Annotated in this window: 11 protein-coding genes; 9 read left to right on the forward strand and 2 right to left on the reverse strand. The window is 60.9% G+C overall.

Annotation, left to right across the window (positions count from 1 at the left end; genetic code table 11):
* Positions 1–5: 5 nt before the first annotated feature.
* Positions 6–2,375 (reverse strand): 7TM diverse intracellular signaling domain-containing protein, encoded by a 2,370-nt coding sequence (locus AC1Z1G_RS23515; protein ID WP_483622679.1) that lies wholly within the window; start codon positions 2,373–2,375, stop codon positions 6–8.
* Between the two features lie 311 nt (positions 2,376–2,686).
* On the opposite strand from AC1Z1G_RS23515, the gene AC1Z1G_RS23520 reads away from it, so the two are divergent.
* The 4 genes from AC1Z1G_RS23520 to AC1Z1G_RS23535 all read left to right on the forward strand — a co-directional run bounded on the left by AC1Z1G_RS23520 (position 2,687) and on the right by AC1Z1G_RS23535 (position 6,221).
* Positions 2,687–3,484 carry a hydroxymethylpyrimidine/phosphomethylpyrimidine kinase gene (locus tag AC1Z1G_RS23520; protein ID WP_483622680.1) on the forward strand — a complete coding sequence of 266 codons (798 nt, stop codon included), beginning with the start codon at positions 2,687–2,689 and terminating at the stop codon, positions 3,482–3,484.
* A gap of 18 nt (positions 3,485–3,502) precedes the next feature.
* Positions 3,503–4,126: a thiamine phosphate synthase gene (gene thiE, locus AC1Z1G_RS23525; protein WP_483622681.1), complete on the forward strand. Its 624-nt coding sequence runs from the start codon at positions 3,503–3,505 to the stop codon at positions 4,124–4,126.
* Positions 4,127–4,157: 31 nt separating this feature from the next.
* Positions 4,158–5,441 (forward strand): glutamate-1-semialdehyde 2,1-aminomutase, encoded by a 1,284-nt coding sequence (gene hemL / locus AC1Z1G_RS23530; protein ID WP_483622682.1) that lies wholly within the window; start codon positions 4,158–4,160, stop codon positions 5,439–5,441.
* Positions 5,442–5,666: 225 nt separating this feature from the next.
* On the forward strand, positions 5,667–6,221 hold the full coding sequence (locus AC1Z1G_RS23535) for a tetratricopeptide repeat protein (protein WP_347902187.1): 555 nt from the start codon (positions 5,667–5,669) through the stop codon (positions 6,219–6,221).
* A gap of 147 nt (positions 6,222–6,368) precedes the next feature.
* Here the strand turns inward: AC1Z1G_RS23535 and AC1Z1G_RS23540 are convergent, their stop codons facing one another.
* Complete coding sequence (locus tag AC1Z1G_RS23540) at positions 6,369–6,698, reverse strand: DUF1820 family protein (RefSeq protein WP_003185742.1); 330 nt, start codon at positions 6,696–6,698, stop codon at positions 6,369–6,371.
* Between the two features lie 136 nt (positions 6,699–6,834).
* Between AC1Z1G_RS23540 and miaB the strand changes: the two genes are divergently transcribed.
* From miaB to lnt, 5 genes are all read left to right on the forward strand, one after another.
* Positions 6,835–8,163 (forward strand): tRNA (N6-isopentenyl adenosine(37)-C2)-methylthiotransferase MiaB, encoded by a 1,329-nt coding sequence (gene miaB, locus AC1Z1G_RS23545; protein ID WP_483622683.1) that lies wholly within the window; start codon positions 6,835–6,837, stop codon positions 8,161–8,163.
* Positions 8,164–8,431: 268 nt separating this feature from the next.
* Positions 8,432–9,451 (forward strand): PhoH family protein, encoded by a 1,020-nt coding sequence (locus AC1Z1G_RS23550; protein ID WP_483622684.1) that lies wholly within the window; start codon positions 8,432–8,434, stop codon positions 9,449–9,451.
* Complete coding sequence (ybeY, locus tag AC1Z1G_RS23555; RefSeq protein ID WP_483622685.1) at positions 9,444–9,938, forward strand: rRNA maturation RNase YbeY; 495 nt, start codon at positions 9,444–9,446, stop codon at positions 9,936–9,938. The genes AC1Z1G_RS23550 and ybeY overlap by 8 nt, the downstream gene beginning before the upstream one ends.
* 5 nt (positions 9,939–9,943) lie before the next feature.
* Entirely contained in the window at positions 9,944–10,783 is an 840-nt protein-coding gene (locus AC1Z1G_RS23560; protein WP_016773041.1) for an HlyC/CorC family transporter, read from the forward strand.
* Between the two features lie 8 nt (positions 10,784–10,791).
* Positions 10,792–12,315: an apolipoprotein N-acyltransferase gene (lnt, locus tag AC1Z1G_RS23565; protein ID WP_483622686.1), complete on the forward strand. Its 1,524-nt coding sequence runs from the start codon at positions 10,792–10,794 to the stop codon at positions 12,313–12,315.
* The last annotated feature ends 114 nt before the right edge of the window (positions 12,316–12,429 follow it).

The following is a 12,429-nucleotide window of genomic DNA, read 5'->3' on the forward strand; positions in this document are numbered from 1 at the left end:
TCACCCTATTTCCGACAAAGCACCCGTCGATGCAACGTCGCCTGCAACGCCTCGAATTTCACCGGTTTACCCAGGCAATCGGTCATCCCGGCCGCTTGGCATTGCACCTGATCAACCTGATGGGCGACGGCCAGCACCGGCACCTCGGCGTAGCCAGGCAATGCGCGAATCTGAAAACACAACGACAAGCCATCGAACGACGGCAACTGACAGTCGAGCAGGACGGCGTCCACGGTTTCAGCGCGCAGCAACTCAAGCGCCGCCCACCCACTGTCGGCGGTGCGCACCTGATAACCGAGCTTGAGCAACATGCCGCGCAGCACCAACTGGTTGATGCTGTCGTCGTCAACCAGCAACACCGTGCACTCGCGGGGCGTGCGCGAACTCAGTGCACCACAGTCCTGAAATGAAGCCGGCGTGGCACCGGGCAACGGCGCGGGCACATCAAACTCAACATCCAATTGAAAACGGCTGCCACGCCCAGGCTCGGAGCGATGCGTCAGTCGCCCGCCGAGCAGCTCCACCAGTTGCCGACAGATCGCCAGCCCCACGCCGAGCCCGCCGTATTCGCGGGTCATCGAGCCATCGAGCTGGAAGAAGCGTTGATAGAGCGTGGCTTCATCGAGGTTGGTGAAGCCGATGCCGGTGTCAATCACCACGAACGACAACGCCAGCCGGCCTTCGTCACCGGGTTTGCCGGCTACCCGCAAGGCCAGCCCACCGATGCGGGTGAACTTGATGGCGTTGTCCAACAGGCACTCCAGGCATTGCGCCAGTTTTCCGCTGTCACCGTGCAGTCGGTCCGGCAGGCCCGCTGCCAGTTCCACCTTGAAATCCAGCGCCTTGCTCGCGGCATTGCCGGCGAACTGGCGCTGCAACCCATCGACGACACCCCGCAGGCTGAAGGCTTCGGAGAAAATCTTGAGCTTGCCAGCCTGAAGCTCGGTGAGGGTCAGGATACCGTTGACCATACGCATCATGTCCCGCGCCGAACCGGCGGCGGTCTGCTGGTATTGCTCCAGTTCCGGGCCCAGGTCCACGGTCTGCATCAACTCCAGCGAACCGATCACGCCGTTCATCGGGGTGCGCAGTTCGTGGGTCAGGGTCGCGAGGAATTCGTCCTTGAGCTGATTACTGCGGGCCAGTTGCTGGTTGAGGACTTCGAGCTTCTGCCCGGCATCGAACAAGGTCTGCGCCTGTTGTTCGCGCATGGCGTTGATACGGTCGGCCAGCGCCAGCGAGAGCAGCGCCACTTCAATCGCCGAGCCGATCTGGCTGGCGTACATGGTCAGGAACACATTGGGCAGATAACCCAGCACCATCAGTGTGTTGACGATGCCGCCGAGCAGGAACGCCGACCAGGCGATGATGAAGTACCGCGCCACTCGCAAGCCACGCCACCAGGCGAAGATCCCGGCAGCAAAAATCACCACGGTAAACACCAGCGCCAGCGCTGTCGCCAGGCGCAGTGCCAGGGCGTAGCTGGCCATCAACGACAGGCCCACCACCACCGCGCTGCACCCGATCAACAGCAGCAACAGGCGATCGAGCCAGCGCGAATGGCTGGCGGTCTGCAAGAAGCTGCGGGCGAACTGGCTGCCGAACAGTGCCGCCGCACCGATGAAGAACGGCGTCGCAGCATTGGCCCACCACGGGTTGTCCGGCCAGAAGTACTCAACCGCCGCGCCGTTGACCGACAATTGGTACAGCCCGAACGAGGCGATATAGACGATGTAATAGAGGTAACTGGTGTCACGCACGCTGAGGTAGATAAACAGGTTGTAAACCAGCATCCCCAGCAACACACCATAGATCAGGCCCAGCACATAAAGGCGCGCGGGCTGGTCTTCCAGATACGCGGTGCTGGACCAGAGGGTCAGCGGCGCCTGGATCGACCCCTGGCTTTGCAGGCGCAGGTAAACGGTTTTGCTTTGCTCGGCAGAAAAGTCGAGGTCGAACAGGTAATTGTTCTGGCGGATCTGCCGGCTGGCGTAGGGCAGCGCGTCACCCGTGCGCTGGGCCAGGCGATAGTTGCCGGCAGCGTCGGGCAGGTACAGGTCCAGATGATCGAGGGGCGGATACGCCAGTTCCAGCAACCAGGTGCGTTGGGCGCCAGGATTGGCCGGACGGTAGTGCAGGTCGACTTTCAGCCAGAACACCGAATGCGAGTAACCGGCGTTCAACGTGGCCTTGTCGTGGGTCTTGAAGTTGCCGGCAGCGGCTTGCGCGCGGACTTCGGCGATGTCCGCCGTACCGGCTGCATCTTCGTACACTTGCATGACTCGACCCAAGGGGAGGCTTTGGGTGAACTCATCAAACTCGGCCGCGCCTGCCCAGATTGGCAAGCTCAACAGCAACAGCAGCAAATAGCGCATAAAGCCCCAGCGTGGCCTGTCCGGTTGTGTCAGGAAGCCCCCCATTCCCTTTGAGTAGACGTAAAACCGGCATGACCTGTTATTGGTTTGGATCCACGCTAGCATAGCCGTTGATGGCCATTGAACACCATTGAAAGTTTTAGTTTAAAGGCTCTAGAACGGGCGTTTCAGCGCTATCCATTGATCTAGAGCGGTCGCGCGAAGCCCGTTGATTCACGTGGGCGCTGGCGAGCGTCTTGCACAGCCGTTGCCGAGCCAGGAGTGCTGGCCCGACAACCGAAAAAACCTGTTTGGTGGTAAGCTCGCGCACCATGAATACCTACTGCTCTCGCCCCGTTGTCCTCTGTCTCTCCGGCCACGACCCAAGTGGTGGCGCCGGCTTGCAGGCAGATATCGAAGCCCTGCTCGCTCAGGGTTGTCATGCTGCCCCGGCAGTCACCGCCCTGACCGTGCAAGACACCGTCAACGTCAGCGACTTCCGCGTCCTCGACCGTGAATGGGTGCTGGCGCAAGCCAACGCCGTGCTCAACGACTCGACGGTCGCGGCGGTCAAGCTGGGCATGCTCGGCTCACTGGAAATGGTCGACACCGTGGTCGAACTGCTCCGGGCGCATCCGCACTTGCCGGTAGTCTGCGATCCGGTGCTGCGCGCCGGCGGCGGCGGACGACTGGGCAAGGACGAAGTTGGCTACGCCATGCGCGAACGCCTGCTGCCACTGGCGATCATTGCCACCCCTAACCTTCCTGAAGCGCGCATCCTCGCCGAATTGCCCGAAGGCACGGCCGATGAATGCGCAGAAAAACTCCTGCCTTACGTCAAACACTTGCTGATCACCGGCGGCCACGGCGACGAACACGAAGTGCACAATCGCCTGTACAGCCGAGATGGCAGCCGCCAGACCTTCACGTGCCAGCGCTTGCCCGGCAGCTATCACGGTTCGGGTTGCACGCTGGCCAGCGCACTGGCCGGACGCCTGGCTCAGGGCGAACAGCTCGCCAGCGCGGTGCAATCGGCCCTCAATTACACCTGGCGAACCCTGCGTGATGCCGAACAGCTGGGCAAAGGCCAGTTCGTGCCGCGCCGTTTGCCGCTGGATTTCTGCTCGTAACGCCATGAGGCTTGTCCGATGAAATTACGTGGCCTGTATGCCATTACCGACAGCCAGTTACTGGCCGGCAAGTTCCTGCCGTTTGTAGAAGCCGCGCTCGATGGCGGCGTCGTCCTGTTGCAGTACCGCGATAAAAGCAGCGATGAGGCCCGCCGCCTGCGTGAGGCCCAAGCCCTGCGCAACCTGTGCGAACGCTACCAGACGCAGCTGATCATCAATGACGACGCCGAACTGGCCGCACGCCTGGGTGTCGGTGTTCACCTGGGCCAGACCGACGGCCCGTTGACCCCGGCCCGTGCGCTGCTGGGGCGTCAGGCGATCATCGGTTCGACTTGCCACGCGCAACTGGAACTCGCGGAACAAGCGGCAAAGGAAGGCGCCAGCTATGTCGCCTTCGGCCGCTTTTTCAACTCCAGCACCAAACCCGGAGCGCCGACCGCCAGCCTCGATTTGCTCGACCAGGCCCGCAGCACGCTGCACCTGCCGATCTGCGCAATCGGCGGCATTACCCTGGAGAACGCCGCGCCACTGGTGGCCCACGGTGTTGACCTGCTGGCGGTGGTGCATGGCCTGTTTGGCGCGCCAGACACTCAAGAAGTGACGCGCCGTGCTCGCGCCTTCAACGACTTGTTCACTGTTTAAGTCTTTAATTCCTGATTTTTGAGAGCCCACCATGTCTCGTTCCGAAACCCTGTTTGCCAATGCCCAGAAACACATCCCCGGCGGCGTGAACTCGCCCGTTCGCGCGTTCAAGAGCGTCGGCGGCACGCCGCTGTTCTTCAAGCACGCCGAAGGCGCCTACGTGACCGATGAAGACGACAAGCGTTATGTCGACTACGTCGGCTCCTGGGGCCCGATGATCCTCGGCCACAGCCACCCGGATGTACTCGACGCCGTGCGCAAGCAGCTTGAACACGGCCTGTCCTATGGCGCGCCAACCGCGATGGAAACCGAGATGGCCGACCTGGTCTGCTCGATCGTGCCGTCGATGGAAATGGTCCGCATGGTCAGCTCCGGCACCGAAGCGACCATGAGCGCTATTCGCCTGGCCCGTGGTTTTACCGGCCGCGACAGCATCATCAAGTTCGAAGGCTGCTACCACGGTCACTCCGACAGCCTGCTGGTGAAAGCCGGTTCCGGCCTGCTGACCCAAGGCGTGCCAAGCTCCGCCGGTGTACCTGCGGACTTTGCCAAACACACCCTGACGCTGCCGTTCAACGACATCGATGCCGTTGAAAAAATGCTCGCCGATGTCGGCCAGGAAGTGGCGTGCATCATTGTCGAGCCCGTGGCCGGCAACATGAACTGCGTGCCGCCAGCGCCTGGCTTCCTCGAAGGCCTGCGCACCCTGTGCGACAAACATGGCGTGGTGCTGATCTTCGACGAAGTGATGACCGGATTCCGCGTGGCACTCGGGGGCGCACAGGCGCACTTTGGCGTCACACCGGACCTGAGCACTTTCGGCAAGATCATCGGTGGCGGCATGCCGGTTGGCTGCTTCGGCGGCAAACGCGAAATCATGTCGCACATCGCGCCATTGGGCCCGGTTTACCAGGCGGGCACGCTGTCGGGCAACCCGCTGGCCATGGCTGCCGGCCTGACCACCCTGCGCCTGATCAGCCGTCCGGGCTTCCATGCCGAGCTGAGCGACTACACCAGCCGCCTGCTCGACGGCCTGCAACAGCGCGCAGACGCCGCCGGCATCCCGTTCGTGACCACCCAGGCGGGTGGCATGTTCGGCCTGTACTTCAGCGGCGCCGACGCCATCGTGACCTTCGATGACGTGATGTCCAGCGATGCGAACCTGTTCAAGCGCTTCTTCCACTTGATGCTGGAAGGTGGCGTGTACCTGGCACCGAGCGCCTTCGAAGCCGGTTTCACTTCGATCGCCCATGGCGAAGCGGAGCTGAAACTGACGCTGGATGCTGCCGAGCGCGCCTTCGCTGCACTCAAGTAAGCCATCGCAGCAGACGTCGGCTATTGCCGGCGTCAGCTTTTGCCTACATCTGCCGCTGTTTTCCGACACAAGCGTCGAAAAGCACCCCGAAAGCGGCAGATATAGTCCCCGCGCAGCAGAAAAACGAGTAAAGACTTTGTAAGGTAGGTCCTGCTTATTTCATAATGCGCGCTTATTGGATCCCCCCGCGGGTCCGCGTGCCCCGTCAGAGGTAAGTCGATTCCCATGAACCGCACCGGCCGCACCCTTGCATTGGGCTGCCTGTTGCTCCTTCAGCCCCTGCTCGCGCATGCACAAGCAGGCGGCAACTCGTTGTTGATCCCAGCGATGGGTCGTTGCACCCTCAATACCCAGCCTGAAGACCTTTCCCAAGCGCTCGCCGCCTGCCAGAAAGCCTCGGACGCCGGGGATGCGCAGGCGCAGTACGAGTTGGGCGAGTTCTACTACGACGGCAAAAACGCACCGCGCGACCTCAAGCAAGCCCTGAACTACTTCGAAAAAGCCTCGCTGCAAGGCCATGCTCAGGCGCAATTCAAACTCGGCACCATGTTCTTCCACGGCGAAGGCGTGCCGGCCAATAATGTTCAGGCGTATATCGTGCTGAAAATGGCTGCGGTCAACGGCGCTGAAGACGCACTGGACACCGCCGACGAAGTCGCCGAGCACATGCAACGCGATGAACTGGAAGTGGCGACTCAGGTACTGGGGCAAATTTTCCGTAAATACCTGATGGAACTGCAAAGCGCGGACGGGCGTACACCGTTTTCGCCCCTTCCCTGAATCCAGCGCGAGCTACTGTGGCGAGGGAGCTTGCTCCCGTTGGGGCGCGAAGCGGCCCTGAATTCTATCTGTCACACCGCGTCAGCTGACTTTACGACTGCTGCGCAGTCGAGCGGGAGCAAGCTCCCTCGCCACAGGGGCAACCGCTTACTTCTCAGGCATCGGCATCGGAAACGGCATGACATTGCCAACCGCGCCACGGGCTTCGCTGATTTTCGGTGTGCCCAGGCGCTCGACCTCGTCGATGCGCACAATCGAATGCATCGGCACGAAACTGCGCACCACGCCTTCGAACTGAGCCTTGAGTTTCTCTTCGCTCGGATCGACGACCACTTGCGTGCGCTCGCCAAAGACGAACTCTTCCACTTCCAGGAACCCCCACAGATCGCTTTGATAGATCTGCTTGGCGTACATTTCGAACACCTGGCCCTGATTGAGGAAAATCACCTTGTAGATTGGAGCTTCACGTTTGGTCATGGTGGGCGGGTAACACATCGGGGGATAAAAAGAAGGGGGGCGAACTATAGCATAGCCGCCAGACGCACAGCGGTAGGAACCTGGGAACATGTTCCCTATAATGCGCGGTTCTTTGAATCACGTGATGACTCCGTCCATGGCCAAGAAGCTTTACATCGAAACCCACGGTTGCCAGATGAACGAGTACGACAGCTCGCGCATGGTCGATCTGTTGGGTGAACATCAGGCCCTGGAAGTCACCGCACGCGCTGAAGATGCCGACGTGATCCTGCTCAACACCTGTTCGATTCGCGAACGCGCCCAGGACCGGGTGTATTCCCAGCTCGGCCGCTGGCGCGAACTGAAGCTCGCCAACCCGGACATGGTGATCGCCGTCGGCGGTTGCGTGGCCAGCCAGGAAGGCGCGGCGATCCGCGACCGCGCTCCGTACGTCGACGTGGTGTTCGGCCCGCAGACCCTGCACCGTCTGCCGGAAATGATCGACGCGGCGCGCATCACCAAATTGCCGCAAGTCGACGTTTCGTTCCCGGAAATCGAAAAATTCGACCACCTGCCCGAGCCACGTATCGACGGCCCGAGCGCCTACGTGTCAGTGATGGAAGGTTGCAGCAAGTACTGCACCTTCTGCGTGGTGCCTTACACCCGCGGCGAAGAAGTCAGCCGACCGTTCGACGACGTGGTCGCCGAGGTCATCCACCTGGCCGAAAACGGCGTGCGTGAAGTGACCCTGCTGGGGCAGAACGTCAACGGTTACCGTGGCCTGACCCACGACGGGCGCCTGGCGGATCTGGCCGAGCTGATCCGCGTGGTTGCCGCCGTGGATGGCATCGACCGCATCCGCTACACCACCTCGCACCCGCTGGAGTTCTCCGACAGCCTGATCCAGGCCCATGCCGAAGTGCCGGAACTGGTCAAACACCTGCACTTGCCGGTGCAGTCGGGCTCTGACCGGGTGCTGGCCGCGATGAAGCGCAACCACACCGCGCTGGAGTACAAGTCCAAACTGCGTAAACTGCGGGCCGCCGTGCCAGGCATTTGCATCAGTTCGGACTTTATTGTCGGCTTTCCTGGCGAAACAGAAAAAGACTTCGAACAGACCATGAAGCTGATCGAAGACGTCGGTTTCGACTTCTCCTACTCCTTCGTCTACAGCCAGCGCCCCGGCACTCCGGCCGCCGATCTGACCGACGAAACCCCGGAAGAGCTGAAAAAAGAGCGCCTGAACGCCCTGCAACATCGCCTCAACCAGCAGGGTTTCGAGATCAGCCGACAAATGGTGGGTACCACCCAGCGGATCCTGGTGACCGATTACTCGAAAAAAGACCCGGGCGAACTGCAAGGCCGCACCGAGAATAATCGAATCGTAAACTTTCGCTGCGACAATCCTACCCTGATCGGCCAGTTCGCGGACGTGCACATCGACGCCGCCCAGCCGCACTCGCTGCGCGGGTCGCTGATCCAGTAATCACCGCGGTAGCTGTGGCTGCGGGCTTGTGTGGCGAGGGAGCTTGCTCCCGCTCGGTTGCGAAGCAACCGCAAACCGGGCGCCTCGGCATCACTTAAAAAACCGCAGTGATTGAACTGGGAGTACTTCGCACTCCAGCGGGAGCAAGCTCCCTCGCCACAGGTGTGAAGCAACCAATAGAGGCTGGGTTATTTAAGAGCTTTCGCACGTAGCCTGCTGGCGTTATCCTTGATTTATCTTCATTGCCCCAGGGCGGCTTAAAACAACCTTGAACGCACCCATAGAACCTCATCGCTTTATCCTCGAGCCCTTTGAGGCTCATCGCTTCGCCAATCTGTGCGGGCAATTCGACGAGCATCTGCGCTTGATCGAACAGCGCCTGGCGATCGTGATCCGCAATCGCGGCAATCAGTTCGAACTGATCGGCGAGCTCAAACACACCACCTCCGCGGAAAACCTTCTGCGCCGCCTCTACCGCGAAACCAAGGGTAGCGAGCTGTCGCCAGACATGGTCCACCTGTTCCTGCAGGAGTCGGCCGTCGAGGACATGGACAACGTCTCCCCCGCCGAACCCTCCGTCGCCCTGCGCACCAAAAAAGGCATGATTCGCCCTCGCGGCTTGAATCAGCAGCGCTACGTGAAGGAAATCCTGGCCAACGACATCAACTTCGGCATCGGCCCGGCCGGTACCGGCAAGACCTACCTGGCCGTGGCCTGCGCCGTTGATGCACTGGAGCGCGAGCAGATCCGCCGCATCCTGCTGGTACGTCCGGCGGTCGAGGCTGGCGAGAAACTCGGCTTCCTGCCCGGCGACCTGTCGCAAAAAATCGACCCGTACCTGCGCCCGCTGTATGACGCGCTCTACGAGATGCTGGGCTTCGAATACGTGGCCAAACTGATCGAACGCCAGGTAATCGAAGTCGCGCCGCTGGCCTACATGCGCGGCCGCACGCTGAACAACAGCTTCATCATCCTTGATGAAAGCCAGAACACCACCGTCGAACAAATGAAGATGTTCCTGACCCGGATCGGTTTCGGCTCGACCGCCGTCATCACCGGCGACATCACCCAGATCGACCTGCCGAAGGGCACCAAGTCCGGGCTGATTCACGTGATCGACGTGCTCAAGGAAGTACCGGGCATCAGTTTTACCCACTTCAAGCCCAAGGACGTTGTCCGCCACCCGCTGGTGCAGCGTATTGTCGAAGCCTACGAGCGCTTCGAAAATCGCCTGATCGACGAGCCTGTGACGCTTTCCACCGAAAAGGACAGCCGCCGCGATGCTTGAGCTTGATCTGCAACTGGCGACCGAAGCGTCTGCACCTAGCGAAGCCGAGTTCCGCCAATGGTGCGAACTGGCCCTGCGCCAGCGCACCGCCGACTCGGAAATGACCATTCGCCTGGTCGACGAAGCAGAAGGTCGCGAGCTGAACCACACCTGGCGGCAGAAGGATTACGCGACCAACGTGTTGTCGTTTCCCGCCGATGTACCCGACGAGTTTCTCGACATCCCGCTGCTGGGCGATCTGGTGATCTGCGTGGCCGTGGTCGAACGCGAAGCCGCTGAACAAGGCAAGGCACTCAAGGCCCATTGGGCCCATCTGGTGATTCACGGCTGCTTGCATCTACTCGGTTACGACCATATAGATGACGATGAAGCCGAGGAAATGGAAGCACTGGAACGAACGTTGCTTGCAGAGCTGGGTCATCCTGACCCTTATGCAGACGACGAAACCGAAACATCCCCTATCGTTACAACAAAGGATTCAGAGTAATCGCTATGAGCGAAGATCGATCGAGCAACGGGCAAAAGTCCTGGCTGGGTAAACTCACCCAAGCTTTTGCCCACGAGCCGAAAAACCGTCAGGAGCTGCTGGAGCTCCTGCGTGATGCCCATCAGAACAAATTGCTGGACAGCGAAGCGCTGGCCATCGTCGAAGGCGCCATCCAGGTCGCCGACCTGCAAGTACGAGACATCATGGTCCCGCGCTCGCAAATGGTCAGCATCAAGGCGACCCAGACACCCCGCGAGTTCCTCCCGGCTGTCGTCGATTCCGCGCACTCGCGGTATCCGGTGATCGGTGAGAGCCACGACGACGTCATGGGCGTGTTGCTGGCCAAGGACTTGCTGCCATTGATCCTCAAGGAGAATGGCGACAGCTTCAACATCAAGGACCTGCTGCGCCCGGCCACCTTCGTGCCCGAGTCCAAGCGCCTGAACGTGTTGCTGCGCGAGTTCCGCGCCAACCACAACCACATGGCCATCGTCATTGACGAATACGGCGGCGTGGCAGGCCTGGTGACCATCGAAGACGTGCTGGAGCAAATCGTCGGCGACATCGAAGACGAGCACGACGTCGAGGAAGACAGCTACATCAAGCCACTGCCCAGCGGTGACTTCCTGATCAAGGCCCTGACGCCGATCGAGAATTTCAACGAGTTCTTCGACAGCGAATTCTCCGATGACGAATTCGACACCGTCGGCGGCCTGGTGATGAGCGCGTTCGGGCACTTGCCAAAACGCAACGAAATCACTGAAATCGGCGCCTATCGCTTTCGCATCCTGAATGCCGATAGCCGTCGCATTCACTTGCTGCGCCTGACCCCTATAGCCCGCTAAGGACTGACATGCGTTGGATCACCCGCCCCGGCTGGCCCGGTAACCTGCTGGCCGTGGCGGCCGGTGCTCTCACCACCCTGACGCTGGCGCCGTTCGATATCTGGCCGCTGGCATTGCTGGCGGTCGGTTTTTTCTATGCAGGCCTTCGTGAACTGACACCGCGTCAGGCGCTGGGTCGTGGCTGGTGTTTCGGTTTCGGCCTGTTTGGCGCTGGCACCAGCTGGATCTACTACAGCATTCACCACTTTGGCGGCGCTTCGGCGTTGCTGGCCGGGTTGTTGATGCTGGCGTTCACCGCCGCGATTGCCTGGTTTTTTGCCCTGCCCGCCTGGGTCTGGGCACGCTGGTTGCGCCGCAACGAAGCACCGCTGGCCGATGCCCTGGCCTTCGCGGCATTGTGGTTGGGCCAGGAAGCGTTCCGTGGCTGGTTCCTCACCGGTTTTCCGTGGCTCTATTCCGGTTACAGCCAGCTCGACGGGCCTTTGGCCGGATTGGCGCCGCTGGGCGGCATGTGGCTGATTTCCTTCTCCCTGGCACTGACCGCCGCACTGATCTACAACCTGCCCCGCCTGATCAAGGCCGGACGCAAAGGCTTTATCGTCGCGGGCCTGGCGTTGCTGGTTGCACCGTGGGTAATCGGCGTATCGCTCAAGGGCCATGCCTGGACCAGTCCATCGGGTGACCCGCTGAGCGTGGCCGCCATTCAGGGCAATATCGAACAGAGCATGAAGTGGGACCCCGCGCAGCTCAACGAACAACTGGCGCTGTACCGCGACATGAGCCTGAGCTCCAGGCGCGTCGACCTGCTGATCTGGCCGGAAACCGCCGTGCCGGTACTCAAGGAGTCGGCGCAGGGCTACCTGGACATGATGGGAAGTTTCGCCGCCGAGCGTAATACGGCGCTGATTACCGGCGTGCCGATTCGCCAGGTGATCCACCACGAGAAACGCTTCTTCAATGGCATCACGGTGGTCGGCGAAGGCGATGGCACTTACCTCAAGCAAAAACTGGTGCCGTTCGGCGAGTACGTGCCGTTGCAAGAACTGCTGCGCGGGCTGATCGCGTTCTTCGACCTGCCAATGTCCGACTTCGCCCGAGGCCCGGCCGACCAGCCATTGCTACAGGCCAAGGGTTATCAGGTGGCCCCGTTCATCTGCTACGAAGTGGTGTACCCGGAATTTGCCGCCAGCCTGTCGGCCCGCAGTGATTTACTGCTGACCATCAGCAACGACACGTGGTTCGGCACATCCATTGGCCCGCTGCAACATCTGCAAATGGCTCAGATGCGTGCCCTCGAAGCAGGCCGCTGGATGATTCGTGCAACCAATAACGGCGTGACTGCACTGATTGATCCGTACGGCAAAATCACCACACAGATCCCGCAGTTCGAGCGCGGCATTCTGTACGGCGAAGTCGTGCCGATGCACAACCTGACGCCGTACCTGCAATGGCGCTCATGGCCGTTGATCATTTTGTGCGTCTTGTTGTTTGGCTGGGCACTGCTGGCCAGCCGCATCTCGAAGACTGTCTGATTACTGTGGCGAGGGAGCTTGCTCCCGCTCGGTTGCGCTGCAGCCGCATTCGGTCAATGGGGTGTATCTGGCAAGCCCCATTTACCGTTATTCGGGCCGCTTCGCAACCCAGCG

It is taken from the genome of Pseudomonas sp. JL27(2026), assembly GCF_056933555.1.